This is a genomic window from Pantoea sp. B270 (assembly GCF_018726825.1).
Classification (GTDB): Bacteria; Pseudomonadota; Gammaproteobacteria; order Enterobacterales; family Enterobacteriaceae; genus Pantoea; species Pantoea dispersa.
The window spans coordinates 2,131,321-2,149,353 of record NZ_JAHCSX010000001.1 but is presented as its reverse complement, the minus strand read 5'-3'; the positions used below and the strand labels follow the sequence as shown (position 1 = coordinate 2,149,353).

19 protein-coding genes are annotated in these 18,033 nt (G+C 56.3%); 13 read left to right on the top strand and 6 right to left on the bottom strand.

The features are described from left to right. Positions 1–155: 155 nt before the first annotated feature. A complete protein-coding gene (locus KOL70_RS10290; RefSeq protein ID WP_021506507.1) occupies positions 156–590 on the top strand; it encodes a type II toxin-antitoxin system RatA family toxin in 435 nt (144 codons plus the stop codon). Next, on the top strand, positions 583–873 hold the full coding sequence (locus KOL70_RS10285) for an RnfH family protein (protein ID WP_021506508.1): 291 nt from the start codon (positions 583–585) through the stop codon (positions 871–873). The genes KOL70_RS10290 and KOL70_RS10285 overlap by 8 nt, the downstream gene beginning before the upstream one ends. 51 nt (positions 874–924) lie before the next feature. Here the strand turns inward: KOL70_RS10285 and bamE are convergent, their stop codons facing one another. From bamE to nadK, 3 genes are all read right to left on the bottom strand, one after another. After that, positions 925–1,272 (bottom strand): outer membrane protein assembly factor BamE, encoded by a 348-nt coding sequence (bamE, locus tag KOL70_RS10280; protein ID WP_021506509.1) that lies wholly within the window; start codon positions 1,270–1,272, stop codon positions 925–927. 184 nt (positions 1,273–1,456) lie between these two features. Further along, positions 1,457–3,118, bottom strand: a complete 1,662-nt coding sequence (gene recN / locus KOL70_RS10275) for a DNA repair protein RecN (RefSeq protein WP_021506510.1) — start codon at positions 3,116–3,118, stop codon at positions 1,457–1,459. Positions 3,119–3,203: 85 nt separating this feature from the next. Continuing rightward, on the bottom strand, positions 3,204–4,082 hold the full coding sequence (gene nadK / locus KOL70_RS10270; RefSeq protein WP_058758272.1) for an NAD(+) kinase: 879 nt from the start codon (positions 4,080–4,082) through the stop codon (positions 3,204–3,206). Positions 4,083–4,204: 122 nt separating this feature from the next. On the opposite strand from nadK, the gene grpE reads away from it, so the two are divergent. Continuing rightward, positions 4,205–4,783, top strand: coding sequence for a nucleotide exchange factor GrpE (gene grpE / locus KOL70_RS10265; protein WP_031279366.1), 579 nt, complete (start codon positions 4,205–4,207; stop codon positions 4,781–4,783). Between the two features lie 45 nt (positions 4,784–4,828). Here the strand turns inward: grpE and ung are convergent, their stop codons facing one another. After that, entirely contained in the window at positions 4,829–5,506 is a 678-nt protein-coding gene (gene ung, locus KOL70_RS10260) for a uracil-DNA glycosylase (protein WP_058775636.1), read from the bottom strand. Positions 5,507–5,770: 264 nt separating this feature from the next. Between ung and grcA the strand changes: the two genes are divergently transcribed. Then, a complete protein-coding gene (grcA, locus tag KOL70_RS10255; protein WP_021506514.1) occupies positions 5,771–6,154 on the top strand; it encodes an autonomous glycyl radical cofactor GrcA in 384 nt (127 codons plus the stop codon). A gap of 186 nt (positions 6,155–6,340) precedes the next feature. Here grcA and srmB read toward each other — a convergent pair whose 3' ends face one another. After that, positions 6,341–7,669, bottom strand: a complete 1,329-nt coding sequence (gene srmB, locus KOL70_RS10250) for an ATP-dependent RNA helicase SrmB (protein WP_021506515.1) — start codon at positions 7,667–7,669, stop codon at positions 6,341–6,343. Positions 7,670–7,806: 137 nt separating this feature from the next. Here srmB and KOL70_RS10245 point away from each other — a divergent pair, with 137 nt between their 5' ends. After that, positions 7,807–8,556, top strand: a complete 750-nt coding sequence (locus KOL70_RS10245) for a tRNA1(Val) (adenine(37)-N6)-methyltransferase (protein WP_058770868.1) — start codon at positions 7,807–7,809, stop codon at positions 8,554–8,556. Here KOL70_RS10245 and nadB read toward each other — a convergent pair. Beyond that, complete coding sequence (gene nadB / locus KOL70_RS10240; protein WP_215480964.1) at positions 8,553–10,160, bottom strand: L-aspartate oxidase; 1,608 nt, start codon at positions 10,158–10,160, stop codon at positions 8,553–8,555. The two genes, KOL70_RS10245 and nadB, sit on opposite strands and share 4 nt — an antisense overlap. Positions 10,161–10,602: 442 nt before the next feature. Between nadB and rpoE the strand changes: the two genes are divergently transcribed. From rpoE to era, 8 genes are all read left to right on the top strand, one after another. Next, complete coding sequence (gene rpoE, locus KOL70_RS10235; protein WP_010617748.1) at positions 10,603–11,181, top strand: RNA polymerase sigma factor RpoE; 579 nt, start codon at positions 10,603–10,605, stop codon at positions 11,179–11,181. A 27-nt stretch (positions 11,182–11,208) separates the two neighbouring features. Continuing rightward, positions 11,209–11,865, top strand: coding sequence for an anti-sigma-E factor RseA (gene rseA, locus KOL70_RS10230; RefSeq protein ID WP_021506518.1), 657 nt, complete (start codon positions 11,209–11,211; stop codon positions 11,863–11,865). Beyond that, positions 11,865–12,821 (top strand): sigma-E factor regulatory protein RseB, encoded by a 957-nt coding sequence (gene rseB, locus KOL70_RS10225; RefSeq protein WP_031279374.1) that lies wholly within the window; start codon positions 11,865–11,867, stop codon positions 12,819–12,821. The genes rseA and rseB overlap by 1 nt, the downstream gene beginning before the upstream one ends. Then, complete coding sequence (gene rseC, locus KOL70_RS10220; protein WP_152390554.1) at positions 12,818–13,282, top strand: SoxR-reducing system protein RseC; 465 nt, start codon at positions 12,818–12,820, stop codon at positions 13,280–13,282. Before rseB ends, rseC begins: the two co-directional genes overlap by 4 nt. Positions 13,283–13,500: 218 nt before the next feature. Continuing rightward, the gene (gene lepA, locus KOL70_RS10215; protein WP_215480609.1) at positions 13,501–15,300 is read left to right on the top strand and encodes a translation elongation factor 4; all 1,800 of its coding nucleotides are present in this window, start codon (positions 13,501–13,503) and stop codon (positions 15,298–15,300) included. Between the two features lie 9 nt (positions 15,301–15,309). Next, positions 15,310–16,281 carry a signal peptidase I gene (gene lepB, locus KOL70_RS10210; RefSeq protein WP_021506522.1) on the top strand — a complete coding sequence of 324 codons (972 nt, stop codon included), beginning with the start codon at positions 15,310–15,312 and terminating at the stop codon, positions 16,279–16,281. A 118-nt stretch (positions 16,282–16,399) separates the two neighbouring features. After that, positions 16,400–17,080 carry a ribonuclease III gene (rnc, locus tag KOL70_RS10205; protein WP_021506523.1) on the top strand — a complete coding sequence of 227 codons (681 nt, stop codon included), beginning with the start codon at positions 16,400–16,402 and terminating at the stop codon, positions 17,078–17,080. 48 nt (positions 17,081–17,128) lie between these two features. Beyond that, the gene (era, locus tag KOL70_RS10200) at positions 17,129–18,031 is read left to right on the top strand and encodes a GTPase Era (RefSeq protein ID WP_058758278.1); all 903 of its coding nucleotides are present in this window, start codon (positions 17,129–17,131) and stop codon (positions 18,029–18,031) included. Positions 18,032–18,033 lie beyond the last annotated feature (2 nt).

Genomic DNA, 18,033 nt, shown 5'->3' with positions numbered 1-18,033 from the left:
CGGCGTAGTCTACATCACTCAGTCTGTGGGCGCATCCCCTGTCCTGCGGGGCGGTAAAAAACACACTATTTTAGCACAGCTGGCAAAGGCGTGAATTTTTGTTTAGTAGCTTAAAATGGTATAATTCAACGGTTTTGTGACCAACAGGAACCATTATGGCCCAGATTAGCCGTTCAGCGCTGGTCCCGTATAGCGCTGAGCAGATGTACCGGCTCGTGAATGATGTGGATGCTTATCCTGAATTTCTTCCGGGCTGTACCGGCAGCCGCGTGCTGGATAACAGCGGTAACCAGATGACCGCCGCGGTGGATGTCTCCAAAGCCGGCATCAGTAAAACTTTTACCACGCGTAACACCCTGACCGATAACCAGAGCATTCATATGCAGCTGGTCGATGGGCCGTTCCGCAAGCTGACCGGTGGCTGGAAATTTATCTCGCTCGGCGACGATGCCTGCAAGGTTGAGCTCAGCCTCGACTTTGAGTTCACCAACATGCTGGTCGAGATGGCGTTTGGCCGCATTTTCAAAGAGCTGGCCAACAGCATGGTGCAGGCGTTTACTCAGCGCGCCAAAGAGGTTTACCGTGGCTGACATCAGCGTTGAAGTGGTGTACGCGCTACCGGATAAACAGTATCTGCGTGAGGTAAGCCTGGAAGAGGGCGCCACGGTTGAGCAGGCGATTCAGGCATCCGGACTGCTGACGCTGCGCAAAGATATCGACCTGAGCAGCAACAAGGTCGGCATTTTCAGCCGTCCGGTCAAGCTGAGCGATACGTTGCAGGATGGCGATCGGGTCGAGATTTATCGCCCGCTGATTGCCGATCCAAAAGAAATGCGCCGGCAGCGGGCAGAGCGCGCGGCAACGAAAAAGTAAGTGTACAGGCATTAAAAAAGGCGCTCAGGCGCCTTTTTTGTTGCGGCTCACTCAGTCTTCAGTGCCGGTGAGGCGCGGTTTGTTGTCGATGTTAGTCAGCGTACCGTTGCTGTCGAAGGTCAGCGTCAGCGTCTGCTGCTTCACGCTCTCATGGCCTGGCTCCTGACGGAAAACGTAATACCAGACGTTGCTGCCAAACGGGTCGTGCATCATCGGCGTACCGAGCGTGTAAGCAACCTGCTGCTGCGTCATGCCGGTGTGAATCTTCGAAACGTCGTTGGCGACCAGGTAATTTCCCTGATTGATATCCGGACGATACACAACGCGCTCAAGGGTGGAACATCCGGCGGTCATCATCAACATTACCACTGCCGCGGCAGTCAGCGTTTTACAGCGCATCTATACATTCCTTTTCTGGGGCCAAACGCCTTTCATCAGGCAGTTTTGTTGCCATCAAATTCTGAACTCTGCATACGGCAGGCTTTATTATGGCGATATGACTGCCGATGATAATAAACCTTTGAGCTATTGGAAACCTCTACAGAGCAAGCATATGACCACCAGGCCGCAAAAAAGTGCGGTGTCAGGCTGCTAAAAGTTCTTTTGCGTTCGCCAGCGTGTTGCGTGTTACTTCGCTGCCGCCAAGCAGGCGCGCCAGTTCCTGCAGACGCGCACGCTTATCCAGCGGCTGCATGTGGGTTTCGGTCATCGCACCGTCGGTCTCTTTGCTGACGAAGAAGTGCTGATGACCACAGCCCGCCACCTGCGGCAGGTGAGTTACGCACATTACCTGAGTCGATTCGCCCAACTGGCGCAGCATCTGGCCAACGACAGCGGCCGTCGGACCGCTGATGCCGACGTCTACCTCATCGAAAATCATCGCCGGAGTTTCCATTTTCTGTGCGGTGATCACCTGAATCGCCAGCGCAATACGTGACAGTTCACCCCCTGAGGCCACTTTACCCAGCGGCTGCAGCGGCTGGCCCGGATTGGTGGTGACCCGGAAATCAATACGGCTGGCACCTTCGGCCGTCAGCTGATCGGCATTAAATTCCAGCATAATGGCAAATTCACCGTGCGGCATGGCAAGGGTGCGCATGCTTTGCGTAATCAGCTGGCTCAGCTCCTGCGCCGAGGCAACGCGTTGCTGATGCAGGGCTTCGGCACAGGCCAGCGCGGCCTGATGATGAGCCACGACGTCGCTCTGCAGGCTTTCCTGATCGCTCTCCTGCTGCGACAGCTGTTCCGCTTCATCCAGCAGCTGCTGATACAGCACCGGCAGCGCTTCCGGTGAAACATGGTGCTTACGCGCCAGCGCAATCTGCCGCGACAAACGCTGCTCCAGCTCGTACAGGCGATTAGGATCGAGGTCGAGCCGTTCACAGTAGTGGCGCAGCTCATCGCTGGCTTCACTCAGCTGAATCGCGGCTTCTTCCAGCAGGTTAAATACGCCGCTGACTTTATCGTCCAGCGAGACCAGCTCACTCAGCATATTACGCGCGCTGTAGAGCAGGCTTTGCAGGTTGGTGTCATCACTGTCGGCAAGAATTTGCAGCGCCTGCTGGCTGGTGGACAGCAGCTGACCGCTGTTCGCCAGGCGCTTGTACTCTTCATCAATCTGCTCAAACTCGCCTGGCTGCGGCGCAAACTCGTTGAGTTCTTTCAGCTGATACTGCAGCAGTTCGCGGCGGGCTTCACGCTCCTGCGACAGCTGCTGATGCTGTGCCAGCGCGCGGCAGCTGTGGTGCCAGCGCTGATAGTGCTGACGCATCTCCGCCAGCCGATCGTCGTGCGCGGCGTAGGCATCCAGCAGGTGTTTCTGGTGATCGGTTTTAAGCAGCAGCTGATGCGCATGCTGACCGTGGATTTGAATCAGTAACTGACCGAGTTCGCGCAGCTGCGACAGCGGTACGGACGTGCCGTTGATAAAGCCACGTGAACGGCCATCGGCACTGATCACGCGGCGCAACAGACATTCGTTGCCGTCGTCGAGCTGGTTCTCCACCAGCCAGCGCTGGGCAGAGGGTGACGCTTTCAGCTGGAAGCGTGCGCAGATATCCGCGCGGCTGGCCCCCTGACGCACCATGTCTGCTTCAGCACGGCCGCCAAGGCACAGGCCCAGCGCATCAATCGCGATGGATTTCCCTGCGCCGGTTTCGCCGGTGATCGCTGTCATGCCACGATGAAAGTCGATCTCCAGTTCACGAACGATTGCAAAATTACTGATGGTCAGTTGTGCCAGCATACAATCACCTGTATGTAAAAACAGATATGGTTTTTCATACAGTATAAACTGGTTTTTTATCCAGTAAAGTAGCCGGCAGGCCTTTTCAGAATAATTTTTTTGACCATCCGAGTTTTGAGCTTAAAGTATTAAAATAATTATAATTTTTTGGATGAATTAAATTGAGGTGATTGGCGCTGCGGCGAATCAGCACATCTTCTCCTTCCTGAATCGGCAGGGCGATCTGGCTGTCACAGCTGATCTCCAGGTCGCTGCGCAGCGAGGAAAAACGCAGGCGAATGGTGCTGCTACTGTTGATCACCAGCGGACGCGCCGACAGCGTGTGCGGGAACATCGGCACCAGCGCAATCGCATCAAGTGACGGCGTTAATATCGGCCCGCCCGCCGAAAGCGAATAGGCGGTTGAACCGGTTGGCGTGGAGATAATCAGCCCGTCCGAGCGCTGGGAAAAGGCGAACACTTCGTCGATATAGACTTCAAATTCAATCATGTGCGCCACTTTGCCCGGATGCAGCACCACTTCATTGATGGCGCTGCCGATGCGCGGCGAACACTCTTCTTTGCATACCTGCGCTTCCAGCAAAAAGCGGCTTTCCACGAAATAATCGCCCTGCAGCACGTCATCCAGCTGCTGCTGCGCGTTATCCGGATCGAGGTCCGTGAGGAAGCCGAGATTGCCGCGGTTGATGCCAATCACCTTGATGTCGTAACGAGCCAGCACGCGCGCGGCGCCCAGCATGTTGCCATCGCCGCCGACCACCACCGCCAGATCGGCATACTGGCCGATATCCGCCAGGCTGCCGGTACGCACATCCTGCAGGTTCAGCTCGCGGGCGATTTGCTGTTCCACGATCACGTCATAGCCTTTGTCAGTCAGCCAGCGCCAGAGCATTTCATGGGTGGTTAACGCAGTGGGATGGCGCGGATGGCCGACGATCCCAATGCAGTTAAAGTGTTTGTTCATTTAGCGGGTGTTCCTCATAAGCCAAAACGGCCAGGCAATGTGATGGGTTCACTTGAAACCGTCAAACTGATCCCCATAATAAGCCAACCAGCGAGATGAATGTGCAAAACGCGGAGAAATTCATGAGTAGTAAAGAACAGAACACCCCAAACGAGCAAGTCTCAGACGAAATTCAACAGGAACAACAGCAGCCGGAAGCGGAGACAGCAACTGAGGTGGATCCGCGTGATGAGCGTATCGCCCAGCTGGAAGCGGAATTAGCGCAGGCGCAGGGTGGCGTGCGTGACGCCCAGCTGCGCGCGCAGGCTGAGATTGAAAATATCCGTCGCCGCGCCGAAATGGACGTGGAAAAAGCGCACAAGTTTGCGCTGGAAAAGTTTGCCAACGAACTGCTGCCGGTGATTGATAGCCTGGAGCGCGCGCTGGAAGTGGCGGATAAAGAGAACACCGAGCTGGCTTCGATGATTGAAGGCATCGAGCTGACGCTGAAATCACTGCTGGGTGCGGTGCGCAAGTTCGGCGTGGAAGTGGTGGGCGAAACTAATGTGCCGTTCAACCCGGATGTGCATCAGGCGATGTCGATGATGGAGTCTGAAGAAGTGGCGCCAAACCATGTGCTGATGGTGATGCAGCGCGGTTATACCCTCAACGGTCGCCTGCTGCGTCCGGCGATGGTTGCGGTATCAAAAGCCAAAGGCTAAGCCGCTCCCGTGTAACAACGGCCGCTGATGCGGCCGTTTGTGTTTTCAGGGCAGCACCGGCGTCCAGTCAATGGGCGTCTGGCCAGCCTGGCTCAGCAGCGCATTGGCTTTGGAAAAATGCTGACAGCCAAAAAAGCCGCGATGCGCCGAAAGCGGCGAAGGATGCGGTGCTTTCAATACGTGATGACGCTGCGCATCAATAATGCTGCCTTTCTTCTGCGCGTGCGATCCCCACAGCAGGAAAATCACCCCTTCGCGATGGGTGTTGATGGCGCTGATCACATTGTCGGTGAAGGTTTCCCAGCCGAAACGCGCGTGCGAATGCGCTTTGCCAGCTTCCACGGTTAACACCGTATTCAGCAGCAGCACACCCTGTTTCGCCCAGCTTTCAAGAAATCCGTGCTGCGGACGCTGAAAGCCAGGAATGTCCTGTTCCAGCTCTTTGTACATATTCAGCAGCGACGGCGGAATGGCCACGCCCGGCAGGACCGAGAACGCCAGGCCATGCGCCTGATTCGGGCCGTGGTACGGATCCTGGCCGAGGATTACCACTTTGATATCGCCCAGTTCGGTGAGACGGAACGCGTTGAACACGTCCTTTTGCGGCGGATAGACCGTCACGCCCGCTGCTCGCTCTTCAGCTACCGCTTTCAGCGTTTCCACGAAGTAAGGTTTTTCTTTCTCTTCAGCCAGCACATCGTGCCAGGTCAGCTTCTCAGCCATCATTGACTCCCTGCAAATTGATACCTTTAGCTTAGCGTGTCCGGCGGGGCAGCAGAAGGGTAAAAATAAGTTGAACAATTGCAGAAAAATTTAATGATAAAAAATTGTTATAAATCAATTTATTAAGTTGAAAGCAAAAATTCTGGCCGGACGAAATTGATACAGGTCAAAACGAGCCGGTCTGCGCGGTGATATACCAGAGCATCACATAACCCGAAGAACCGCGCTGTGCTCCTGCCGCAGCGCTAAGCCCTGGAGGCCTCTATGATTACCGGTATTCAAATTACTCAGGCACAAAATCCGCAGCTGCTGAACTCGTTCTGGCTGCTGGACAATGAGAAAGCCGAAGCCCGCTGCCTGTGCGCAAAAGGTGATTTCACGGAAGATCAGGTTGTTGCAGTCAGCGACCTTGGCGAGATTGCTTACCGTGAAATTCCACTGGAGCAGAAACCGCAGGTGCGCGTTGAAGGCGGTCAGCACCTCAACGTAAACGTGCTGCGCCGTGAAACGCTGGAAGATGCGGTGAAGCATCCGGAAAAATATCCGCAGCTGACCATTCGCGTGTCGGGCTATGCGGTGCGCTTTAACGCGCTGACGCCAGAACAGCAGCGTGACGTTATCACCCGTACTTTTACCGAAAGCCTGTAATTGATCGGCTGACGAAAACGCACACAGCAATACAGGCCGCGCCGGTGCTTACTGGCGCGGCTTTTTTTATTTCCTAAAGAGCGAAGAGGGCAGACTGAGGGATTTTACGCCGCGAAAGTGCGATTTCAGCAGGCCAGAAAGCAAAAAATCGCCTCAGGGAGGCGATTTAATTGCCGCGATGCTGTTTTATTCCGCACCGCTCTCCGGTGTGCTGCTGCCGCTTGGCTTGCGGCGTTTACCGATATTTTTAGTATCGCGGTGACGTTTCTTCACGCGCGGTTTCTCTTCTTCTTTCGCTTTCTTCTCTTTGCGCTTCTCAAGCGCCTTTTTCGACGGTTTACCGGTGACTTTAGCACTCGGTGCTCGCGTTTCCGGACGCAGCTCATCGATTACGCGCGATTTAAGTGGCTCGTTGACGTAGCGGCTGATTTTACCCAGCAGCGGATGGTCATGTGCCTCTACCAGCGAGATCGCGGTACCTTTGCGTCCGGCGCGGCCGGTACGGCCAATGCGGTGCAGATAAACATCGGCGGTGCGCGGTAAGTCATAGTTGATGACGTGGGTGACGTTATCAATGTCGATACCGCGCGCGGCGACATCGGTCGCGACCAGCACGTTAACGCGACCGTCATTCAGGCGTTTGATCGCTTCGTTACGGTTAGCCTGTACCATTTCGCCTTCGAGGTAGCTGCTGCGCAGGCCGGCTTCGTGCATCCAGGTCACCAGCTCATGCAGGCGCTCACGTTTGCGCACGAACACGATGGCGCGCTTCACTTCCGGCTGCTTCAGCAGATGCACCAGCAGTTTGGTTTTGTGCTCAAGGTTGTCGGCGCGGTAATACCACTGCTGAATCTTTTTGCGCTCGCTTTTGCTTGGATCAGCTTCAATCGCTACCGGATCGTTCAGCAGGCGCTCGGCGAAATCTTTGATATTGTCGCCTTCCAGCGTGGCCGAGAACAGCAGCGTCTGTTTGCGCCAGCGCGTTTCACCGGCAATGGTCTCGATATCCTGCGCAAAGCCCATGTCCAGCATGCGGTCGGCTTCGTCCAGAATCAGCGTTTCTACCGCGCGGCAGTCAAAGTTCTCTTCTTTGATGTACTGCAGCAGGCGGCCGGTGGTCGCGACCACGATGTCCTGATTTTCACTGAACACTTCCGCGTGGTTCATATAGGCCACGCCGCCGGTGATGGTGGCGATATCGAGATGGGTATGTTTGGCCAGCTCGCGCGCCTGGTCGGCAACCTGCATCGCCAGTTCACGCGTCGGCGTGAGGATCAGAATGCGCGGCGGCCCTGATTTTTTACGCGGGAAATCGAGCAGGTGCTGTAAAGCGGGCAGCAGGTAGGCTGCGGTTTTCCCCGTTCCGGTTGGTGCCGAACCCAGAACGTCACGGCCTTCCAGCGCGGCAGGAATGGCCTCAGCCTGAATGGCAGTCGGGCGCGTGAAGCCTTTATCCTGCAGGGCTTCCAGCAGGCTTTCGTCGAGTTCGAGTTCGGAGAATGTGGTTACGGTCATGGTCTACCTCAGTTTGGGGCGCTGATTATAGACAGTTCAGCCACAATCTTCATCTGTTTGTGTTGCACAGGTGAAGGTGAATTCACTTCGCGACCACGTTACACTTCCGGCAGGAGCAAATTCAATGGTCGTTAAGCATGTCTCAGCCGCAACCGCCAGCGCGGGCGATGTTAAGAAAAGATGGATTCACGTTTAAGCAATTTTTTGTCGCGCACGATCGCTGTGCCATGAAGGTCGGCACCGATGGGGTGCTGCTCGGGGCCTGGGCGCCGGTGGCAGGCGTACGGCGCATACTGGATATCGGCTGCGGCAGCGGTCTGATAGCGCTGATGCTGGCGCAGCGCACGCCGGATGACGTCAGTATTGATGCCGTTGAACTGGAGCGCAGCGCCGCCGCGCAGGCGCAGGAGAACGTCGCCGCGTCGCCGTGGGCGCATCGTATCGCGGTACACGCGCAGGACATCGTCAGCTGGAGTGAGCAGGCAGAAAAACGCTACTCGCTGATTGTCAGTAATCCGCCGTTTTTCACGCCGGGCATGGCCTCGGCCAGCGTCGAGCGCGATACCGCGCGCAGCACGGCAACGCTTGATCATCCCACCCTGCTGCGCTGTGCGGCACAGCTGATTGAAGAAGAGGGGCTGTTTTGCGTGGTGCTGCCCGCGGATGCTGGCGAAAACCTGATTGCACTGGCGCGCGCCGAAGGCTGGCATCTACGCTATCGCTATGATGTGGCACCTTACGCGCAGCGACCGCCGAACCGGCTGGTGCTGGGCTTTTCACCTGCCGCAGGCGAACTCGTGCAGGAGCGTCTCGCCATTCGTGATGAGGATAAAAGCTATTCGGCGGACTGGCTGAGCCTGGTAACCGATTTCTATCTGTTCCGCTAGGCTACCGGCTGCAGCACCGTTGGCTGTGCCTCGGGCAGCATATGCGGATAGTCGCGGGTGAAGTGCAGCCCGCGGCTCTCTTTGCGCGCCAGCGCACAGCGCACCATCAGCTCTGCCACCTGTACCAGATTGCGCAGCTCCAGCAGATTGTTGGAGAGGCGAAAATGCGCATAGTATTCATCTATCTCCTGCTGCAGCAGCGTGATGCGGCGCAGGGCGCGCTCCAGCCGCTTGGTGGTACGCACGATGCCCATGTAATCCCACATTAACAGCCGCAGCTCATGCCAGTTGTGCTGAATCACCACCCGTTCATCGGCATCGTCGACGCGGCTTTCATCCCACGCCGGCAGGTGATCGACGGCGTGCATCTGCGGCAGACGGCGCACAATATCTTCGGCCGCCGACCAGCCATACACCAGACACTCAAGCAGCGAATTCGATGCCATGCGGTTAGCGCCGTGCAGGCCGGTGTAGCTGACCTCACCAATCGCATACAGCCCGTCGACATCGGTGCGACCATGCTGATCCACCATCACGCCGCCGCAGGTGTAATGCGCGGCGGGCACAATCGGAATCGGCTGCTGTGTCAGATCGAGGCCAAACGTCAGCAGCTTGTCACAGATCATCGGAAAGTGGGCGCGCACAAAGCTGGCCGGCTGGTGGCTGATGTCGAGATACATGCAGTCGACGCCCAGGCGCTTCATTTCGTGATCGATAGCGCGCGCCACGATATCGCGCGGTGCCAGTTCGGCGCGCGCATCGAAATCCGGCATAAAGCGCGAACCGTCCGGGCGCAGTAGCCAGGCGCCTTCGCCGCGCAGCGCTTCGGTCAGCAAAAAGTTTTGCGCCTGCGGATGAAACAGGCAGGTAGGGTGAAACTGATTGAACTCCAGATTGGCCACCCGGCAGCCGGCGCGCCACGCCATCGCGATGCCGTCGCCGGAAGCGACATCCGGATTAGTGGTGTACTGATATACCTTCGCCGCACCGCCAGTGGCCAGCACCACGCTGCGGGCGCGGCAGGTTTCAACCTGTTCGCGATTGCGATTCCAGATCCACGCGCCCACCACGCGCCGCGTTCCGGGCAGGCCAATTTTATCAGAAAGGATTAAATCCACCGCGTTGGCGCGCTCAATAACGCGAATATTGGGATGGCTGAGCGCCTGGCTGACCAGCGTGGTTTCGACCGCGCGCCCGGTGGCGTCGGCGCTGTGTAAGATACGGCGATGGCTGTGACCGCCTTCGCGCGTCAGGTGATAGCGCGCGTTACCGTTATCCTGGGGCTCGCGATCAAACGCTACGCCGTTATCGATCAGCCACTGTACGCACGGGCGCGCATTGCTGGCGATAAAATTGACCGTCTCGCGATCGCACAGGCCTGCGCCGGCAATCAGCGTATCTTCGACGTGCGATTCAATGCTGTCGTTCTCATCAAACACCGCCGCAATCCCGCCCTGCGCATACAGCGTGGAGCCTTCGCTAATCTGCGCTTTACTCAGCACCGTTACCTGATAGTGCGGTGCCAGCCGCAGCGCCAGAGATAAACCGGCCGCGCCGCTGCCGACAATCAGTACATCACAGCTATGATCGGGAATGGGGTTCATGATGTTTAATTTACTAAACAAAAGGTCCCCCGAGCATAAGCCCGGACGCCGCTGGTGTGAAGTATTTTGAACAAAAAACGCGGGATAATTCGACGCAATAATCAGATTGTAATGCGATTTCAGTAAGTTATGTCTGAAAATAAGCGATTAGTGTTTTTTATACCAAACACGCTGAAAATTCAGGGAATAAAGGTGAAAAATGCGGCGTCATAGGGTACTCTGCCAGCGATTATCGGTGCCGCCAACGACACCACCAGTGCGGTAAGTCGCTACACTGAAAGACCATCAACAACAACGATGTCAGGGCACCGGTACAGATAATATCAGGTCGTGGTGAACTTCAGGCCAGAACGGGACTCTAAGCGCATGCTTGCTCACAATAAATGAGATGTGCTGGCAGTTCACTTACGCATAAAAGAGATTTGGGGAGACATTACCTCGGATGAGCGAGCAGTTAACGGATCAGGTTCTCGTTGAGCGGGTTCAGAAAGGAGATCAAAAGTCATTTAATTTACTGGTGATCCGATACCAGCATAAAGTGGCGAGCCTGGTTTCACGTTATGTCCCGTCAGGCGATGTGCCTGATGTGGTTCAGGAATCTTTCATTAAAGCGTATCGCGCACTGGAGTCGTTCCGGGGTGATAGCGCCTTTTACACGTGGCTGTACCGCATTGCGGTCAACACCGCGAAGAATTATCTGGTGGCTCAGGGGCGCCGGCCGCCGTCCAGCGATGTGGACGCGATTGACGCGGAAAATTTCGAAAGTGCAGGTGCGCTAAAAGAAATTTCGAACCCTGAGAACTTAATGTTGTCAGACGAACTGAAACAAATTGTTTTTCGGACGATTGAGGCGTTGCCTGAAGATCTGCGTATGGCCATCACCCTGCGGGAACTGGATGGTCTGAGTTACGAAGAGATCGCCGCCATCATGGATTGTCCGGTAGGTACCGTACGTTCACGTATCTTCCGGGCCCGGGAAGCCATTGATAATAAAGTTCAACCGCTTATCCAACGTCAGTGATAACGGCTACTGGAAGGGTACCAAAACATGCAGAAAGAAAAACTTTCCGCTTTAATGGATGGTGAAACTTTAGATAACGAGCTGCTGGCGTCGTTATCGAAGGATGCAGATCTACAAAAAAGCTGGGAGAGCTACCATCTGATCCGCGACACCCTGCGGGGCGATGTGGGCGAAGTGCTGCATTTTGATATCTCCGCACGCGTTGCTGCCGCGATCGAAAACGAGCCGGTGCGCAAAGTGACTTCGTTGATCCCGGAAGCACAGCCGGAGCCGTCGCGCTGGCAGAAAATGCCGTTCTGGCGTCGCGGTGGCGGCTGGGTTGCTCAGGTCACGCAGATCGGTGTGGCGGCCTGTGTGTCGCTGGCGGTGATCGTCGGTGTGCAGCACTACAACAGCTCACCAGCGGGCAGCGCGACGGAAACGTCGGATGCACCAGCCTTTAATACCTTACCGATGATGGGTAAAGCGTCACCGGTCAGCCTGGGCGTGCCGTCTGATGCTTTTGACACCAACAGCTCAAATCAGCAGGTGCAGGAGCAGCGTCGCCGCGTGAATGCCATGCTGCAGGATTACGAACTGCAACGCCGTCTGCATGCCGATCAGGTGCAGTTTGAAAGCAATGCGCCGCAACAGGCGCAGGCTAACGTTCCCGGAACTCAGTCGTTAGGAACTCAACAGCAGTAATGAAGCAGCTTTGGTGTGCCGTTAGCCTGCTGGCAGGCAGCCTGCTTTGGTCATCTACCGCCCCGGCGCAGACATCTGCGTCCGGGGCGTTGTTACAGCAGATGGAGCAGGCCAGCCAGAACCTCAACTACGAATTCGCCTATATCAATGTCTCACGTCTGGGCATTGAATCCCTGCGTTACCGCCATGCGGTTATCGACAATCGCGTATTCGCCCAGCTATTACAGATGGACGGACCGCGCCGTGAGGTGATCCAGCGCGGCAACGACATCAGCTATTTCGAACCGGGTCTCGATCCGTTCTCGCTGCCGGGCAACCACATTATTGATGCGCTGCCGGCGCTGATGTTCGCTGACTTCTCACGCCTCGGCGATGCCTACGATTTTATTCCGGTAGGGCGTTCCCGCATGGCCGATCAGATGTGCGAAGTGGTGCGCATCGTGTCGCGAGACGGCACGCGTTACAGCTACGTGGTGTGGCTGGACGTCGATACCAAATTGCCGCTGCGGATTGATTTGCTGGATCGCGACGGTGAGACGCTGGAGCAGTTCCGCGTCATCAGTTTTGCCGTTGATGAAGGCGTGCGCAATCTGATGCAGGGGCTGGAAAAAGCCAATCTGCCGCCGTCGCTATCGTTACCGGCGGGCGACAAAGTGCAGCTCAGCTGGCAACCTGGCTGGCTGCCGGCCGGTATGAAGCTGATTTCGCAAAGCCGGCGTGATATTCCGGCGATGAACAAAACCGTAGAATCCCGTCTGTACAGCGATGGCTTGTTCAGCTTCGCTATCAACATCACGCCTGCCGATAAAAGCAGTTCGCCACAGTCATTGCGCACTGGGCGTCGTACGGTACAGACCGAAGTGCGCGATAATCGTGAAATTACCGTGGTAGGCGAATTGCCGCCGACCACCGCCAAACGTATCGCGGACAGCATAGATTCAGGTGCCACAAAATGATGAGAGAATGGGCCACCGTAGTGGCATGGAAAGAGGGCGTCGCAACTCTGCATTCGGAAGCGAAAACCTCCTGTAACAGTTGTTCAGCGCGCAAAGGCTGCGGCAGCCATGCGCTCAACCAGCTGGGACCGAAAAACGCCCATGTAATGACCATCGCCAGTCCGGAGCCGCTGCAGCCGGGCCAGCGTATTGAGCTGGGCATTCGCGAAACCAGCCTGCTCGGTTCTGCGCTGCTGGTGTATATGACGCCACTGTTTGGTCTGTTCCTGGTCGCGGGCCTGTTCCAGATGCTGTTCCACAGCGACCTGGCGGCGGCCTGCGGTGCGCTGCTGGGTGGCGTTGGCGGCTTTATTGTTGCCAAAGGGGTTTCCAGCCGGTTTGGCGATCGCGAAGCGTTCCAGCCGGTGATTCTCAGCGTTGCGCTCCCGCCTGATGCGCTACGGGTGGAAAACCATAGTTGATCCCCGTTCAGGCCGCGTATTGCGCGGCCTTTTCATTTCGTCTTAATCGCTGAATTCTGTTGCGATTCCCCGCAGTTCCATTCTTTAACGCGCGGCGTTAACAGTGTAATATGCGTCGTCATTAATGAGGCTGACAGGGTTCCGGGTAAAGCTCACTTGCCTGAATGTGTCTGTGCTCACGTTTTCAACTGATTTTCTACGTGAAGATATTCATATAAATGAAGCACATACGAAATTTCTCCATTATCGCTCACATTGACCACGGCAAATCAACGCTCTCTGACCGTTTGATTCAGATTTGCGGTGGCCTGAGCGATCGTGAGATGGCGGCGCAGGTTCTGGATTCGATGGATCTGGAGCGCGAGCGCGGCATCACCATTAAAGCGCAGAGCGTTACGCTCGATTACCACGCGCCAAACGGTGAAACTTACCAGCTCAATTTTATCGATACCCCAGGCCATGTTGACTTCTCTTATGAAGTTTCCCGCTCGCTGGCGGCCTGTGAAGGGGCATTGCTGGTGGTTGATGCAGGTCAGGGCGTTGAAGCACAGACCCTGGCGAACTGCTACACCGCCATGGAAATGGATCTGGAAGTGGTACCGGTACTGAACAAAATCGACCTGCCTGCGGCCGACCCGGAGCGCGTGGCGGAAGAGATTGAAGATATCGTCGGCATTGACGCCGCGGATGCGGTGCGTTGCTCGGCGAAAACCGGCGTCGGCGTACCGGATGTGCTGGAGCGTCTGGTGCGGGATATTCCGCCGCCGGAAGGTGATGCGGAAGGCCCGCTGCAGGCACTGATCATCGACTCCTGGTTTGATAACTACCTCGGTGTGGTGTCGCTGATCCGTATTAAAAACGGCACGCTGCGTAAAGGCGATAAAGTCAAGGTAATGAGTACCGGCCAGGTGTACAACGCTGACCGTCTCGGCATTTTCACGCCAAAACAAATTGACCGTACCGAGCTGAAGTGTGGCGAGGTAGGCTGGCTGGTGTGCGCCATCAAAGACATCCTCGGCGCCCCGGTGGGCGATACCCTGACGCTGCAGCGCAACCCTGCGGATAAAGCGCTGCCGGGCTTCAAAAAAGTGAAGCCGCAGGTGTATGCCGGTCTGTTCCCGGTAAGCTCTGACGACTACGAAGCTTTCCGTGATGCATTAGGCAAGCTGAGCCTGAACGACGCCTCGCTGTTCTATGAGCCAGAGAGTTCCACCGCGCTGGGCTTTGGCTTCCGCTGTGGCTTCCTCGGCCTGCTGCACATGGAGATCATCCAGGAGCGTCTGGAGCGTGAATACGATCTCGACCTGATCACCACCGCGCCAACGGTTGTGTACGAAGTGGAAACCACTGACGGAGAAGTGGTGTACGTCGACAGCCCATCGAAGCTGCCGCCGCTGAATAATATTGCTGAACTGCGCGAACCGATCGCTGAGTGTCATATGCTGCTGCCGCAGGAGTTTCTGGGCAACGTCATTACGCTGTGTATCGAAAAACGCGGTGTGCAGACTAACATGGTTTACCACGGCAAACAGGTTGCGCTGACCTATGGGATTCCGATGGCGGAAGTGGTACTCGACTTCTTCGACCGTCTGAAATCAACGTCGCGCGGCTATGCGTCGCTGGACTATAACTTCAAACGTTTCCAGACCTCTGACATGGTGCGCGTCGACGTCCTGATTAACTCAGAACGCGTTGATGCGCTGGCGCTGATTACGCACCGTGATAACTCACAGTATCGTGGCCGCGAGCTGGTGGAGAAGATGAAAGATCTGATCCCGCGCCAGCAGTTCGATATTGCGATTCAGGCAGCAATCGGCAACCACATTATCGCTCGCTCAACAGTGAAACAGCTGCGTAAAAACGTCCTGGCGAAATGCTATGGCGGTGACGTCAGCCGTAAGAAAAAGCTGTTGCAGAAGCAGAAAGAAGGTAAGAAGCGAATGAAGCAGGTCGGCAACGTTGAGCTGCCGCAGGAAGCATTCCTTGCCATTCTGCATGTCGGTAAAGACAGCAAATAAGGAACTTTAATGGCTAACATGTTCGCCCTGATTCTGGTGATTGCCACTCTGTTAACCGGCATCATCTGGTGTATCGATCGCTTTAAGTGGGCCCCGGCGCGCCGGGCAAAGCAGGCGGCGGCACAGGCTCAGGCAGGTAATTCGCTCGACAGCAAAACGCTGGCCAAAGTGGCCGCGCAGCCAGGCTGGGTTGAAACCGCAGCGTCGGTGTTCCCGGTGCTGGCGGTGGTACTGATCGTGCGCTCGTTTATCTTCGAACCGTTTCAGATCCCTTCTGGCTCGATGATGCCGACGCTGCTGATTGGCGACTTCATCCTGGTGGAGAAATTTGCTTACGGCATCAAAGATCCGATCACGCAAACCACGCTGATCCCGACCGGCCATCCGCAGCGCGGAGATGTCGCGGTGTTCAAATACCCGAAGGATCCGAGCGTGGATTACATCAAGCGCGTGATCGGTCTGCCGGGCGACAAAGTGGTGTTTGATCCTTACAGCAAAACGCTGACCATCAACCCAGGCTGCGGCACGGGCAAGTGTGACACGGCGCTGCCGGTGACCTATACCAACATTGAGCCGAGCGATTTCATCCAGACCTTCAGCGGCTTTGATGGTAACGAAACCGGCAACGGTTTCTACCAGGTGCCGCAGGGCGAAACGCTGCGGGGCGGCCTGCGTCTTGGCACGCGCAAAGAGACACTGGGCAACGTCACGCACGATATCCTGCTGGTGAACGAAGCGCAGAGCCAGGCGAGCATGTATTATCAGCAGCCGGGTCAGCCGCAGGCCACGTGGATTGTGCCGCAGGGGCAATACTTCATGATGGGCGATAACCGTGATAACAGCGCCGACAGCCGCTACTGGGGCTTTGTGCCCGAGAAGAATCTGGTCGGCAAAGCGGTTGCTATCTGGATGAGCTTTGAGAAACAGGAAGGACAGTGGCCGACCGGCGTGCGACTGAGTCGCATTGGCGGTATTCACTGATTTAAAAACGGTTGGCTTCCTGCGAGTCAGGGAGCCACTGCACACCAAACAGAACGTGCTGGACCTTCAGCCCTGTTTGGTATGCAGAGTCACAGACGCACAGAACAACTGGAATCGCATGAACCCCATCCTCATTAACAAGCTGCAGCGCAAACTGGGCTACACTTTTACTCATCCGGAATTACTGCAGCAGGCTCTGACTCACCGCAGCGCCAGCAGCAAACATAACGAGCGTCTTGAATTTCTTGGCGATTCTATCCTCAGCTATGTGATTGCCAACGCGCTGTATCACCGCTTCCCGCGCGTGGACGAAGGCGACATGAGCCGCATGCGTGCCACGCTGGTACGCGGCAACACGCTGGCCGAAATGGCGCGCGAGTTTGAGCTGGGCGAATGTCTGCGTCTGGGGCCGGGCGAGCTGAAAAGCGGCGGGTTCCGCCGGGAATCCATCCTCGCGGATACCGTAGAGGCGCTGATCGGCGGCATCTTCCTCGACAGCAATATTCAGACGGTCGAGAAGCTGATTCTCGACTGGTATCAGAATCGCCTTGAGCAGATCAGCCCGGGCGATAAGCAAAAAGATCCGAAAACGCGCCTGCAGGAGTATCTGCAGGGCCGTCATCTGCCGCTGCCGTCTTATCTGGTGGTACAGGTGCGTGGCGAAGCGCACGATCAGGAATTTACCATTCACTGTCAGGTGAGTGGGATGGCTGAACCGGTGGTGGGCGTGGGCTCGAGCCGCCGTAAAGCAGAGCAGGCCGCCGCCGAACAGGCGTTAATCAAGCTCGGCCTCGAATAAATTGTCATTTCGCAGCCTCAGCAGTGAGGCTGCCCAATCAGGACCCGAATGAGCGAACTCGAAACATACAGCGGCTTTATCGCGATTGTCGGCCGGCCTAACGTCGGCAAATCCACCTTACTGAACCAGCTGCTGGGGCAGAAGGTGTCGATCACCTCGCGCAAGCCGCAAACCACGCGCCACCGCATCATGGGTATTCATACCGAAGGCGCTTATCAGGCGATCTACGTGGATACACCCGGCCTGCACATGGAAGAGAAGCGGGCGATCAACCGCCTGATGAACCGTGCTGCCAGCAGCTCCATCGGTGACGTTGAGCTGGTAATTTTTGTGGTGGAAGGCACGCGCTGGACGCCTGACGATGAGATGGTGCTGAACAAGCTGCGTGACGGCAAAGTGCCGGTGGTGCTGGCGGTAAACAAAGTCGACAACATCCAGGATAAAAGCATCCTGCTGCCGCACCTGCAGTTCCTCAGCCAGCAGATGAACTTCCTTGAGATCGTGCCGATCTCCGCCGAAACCGGTAAAAACGTGGATGCGATTGCGGAAATTGCCCGCAAGCGCCTGCCGCTGTCGGATCACCACTTCCCGGAAGACTACATCACCGATCGCTCGCAGCGTTTCATGGCTTCAGAAATCATCCGTGAAAAACTTATGCGCTTCCTTGGCGCCGAGTTACCGTATTCGGTTACCGTGGAGATCGAGCAGTTCGTCTCTAACGAGCGCGGCGGCTATGACATCAACGGTTTGATTCTGGTCGAGCGCGAAGGGCAGAAGAAGATGGTGATTGGCAACAAAGGTGCCAAAATCAAAACCATCGGTATCGAAGCGCGTAAAGACATGGAAGAGATGTTCGAGGCGAAAGTCCATCTCGAGCTGTGGGTTAAAGTGAAATCGGGCTGGGCGGACGACGAACGTGCGCTGCGCAGCCTGGGTTATACAGACGACTAATT

What these genes read in the sequence shown, in the direction of transcription:
- KOL70_RS10290 (WP_021506507.1), top strand. Translation starts at nt 156, where the DNA reads ATGGCCCAGATTAGCCGTTCAGCGCTGGTCCCGTATAGCGCTGAGCAG.
- bamE (WP_021506509.1), bottom strand. Translation starts at nt 1,272, where the DNA reads ATGCGCTGTAAAACGCTGACTGCCGCGGCAGTGGTAATGTTGATGATG.
- recN (WP_021506510.1), bottom strand. Translation starts at nt 3,118, where the DNA reads ATGCTGGCACAACTGACCATCAGTAATTTTGCAATCGTTCGTGAACTG.
- nadK (WP_058758272.1), bottom strand. Translation starts at nt 4,082, where the DNA reads ATGAACAAACACTTTAACTGCATTGGGATCGTCGGCCATCCGCGCCAT.
- grpE (WP_031279366.1), top strand. Translation starts at nt 4,205, where the DNA reads ATGAGTAGTAAAGAACAGAACACCCCAAACGAGCAAGTCTCAGACGAA.
- ung (WP_058775636.1), bottom strand. Translation starts at nt 5,506, where the DNA reads ATGGCTGAGAAGCTGACCTGGCACGATGTGCTGGCTGAAGAGAAAGAA.
- grcA (WP_021506514.1), top strand. Translation starts at nt 5,771, where the DNA reads ATGATTACCGGTATTCAAATTACTCAGGCACAAAATCCGCAGCTGCTG.
- srmB (WP_021506515.1), bottom strand. Translation starts at nt 7,669, where the DNA reads ATGACCGTAACCACATTCTCCGAACTCGAACTCGACGAAAGCCTGCTG.
- KOL70_RS10245 (WP_058770868.1), top strand. Translation starts at nt 7,807, where the DNA reads ATGTCTCAGCCGCAACCGCCAGCGCGGGCGATGTTAAGAAAAGATGGA.
- nadB (WP_215480964.1), bottom strand. Translation starts at nt 10,160, where the DNA reads ATGAACCCCATTCCCGATCATAGCTGTGATGTACTGATTGTCGGCAGC.
- rpoE (WP_010617748.1), top strand. Translation starts at nt 10,603, where the DNA reads ATGAGCGAGCAGTTAACGGATCAGGTTCTCGTTGAGCGGGTTCAGAAA.
- rseA (WP_021506518.1), top strand. Translation starts at nt 11,209, where the DNA reads ATGCAGAAAGAAAAACTTTCCGCTTTAATGGATGGTGAAACTTTAGAT.
- rseB (WP_031279374.1), top strand. Translation starts at nt 11,865, where the DNA reads ATGAAGCAGCTTTGGTGTGCCGTTAGCCTGCTGGCAGGCAGCCTGCTT.
- rseC (WP_152390554.1), top strand. Translation starts at nt 12,818, where the DNA reads ATGATGAGAGAATGGGCCACCGTAGTGGCATGGAAAGAGGGCGTCGCA.
- lepA (WP_215480609.1), top strand. Translation starts at nt 13,501, where the DNA reads ATGAAGCACATACGAAATTTCTCCATTATCGCTCACATTGACCACGGC.
- lepB (WP_021506522.1), top strand. Translation starts at nt 15,310, where the DNA reads ATGGCTAACATGTTCGCCCTGATTCTGGTGATTGCCACTCTGTTAACC.
- rnc (WP_021506523.1), top strand. Translation starts at nt 16,400, where the DNA reads ATGAACCCCATCCTCATTAACAAGCTGCAGCGCAAACTGGGCTACACT.
- era (WP_058758278.1), top strand. Translation starts at nt 17,129, where the DNA reads ATGAGCGAACTCGAAACATACAGCGGCTTTATCGCGATTGTCGGCCGG.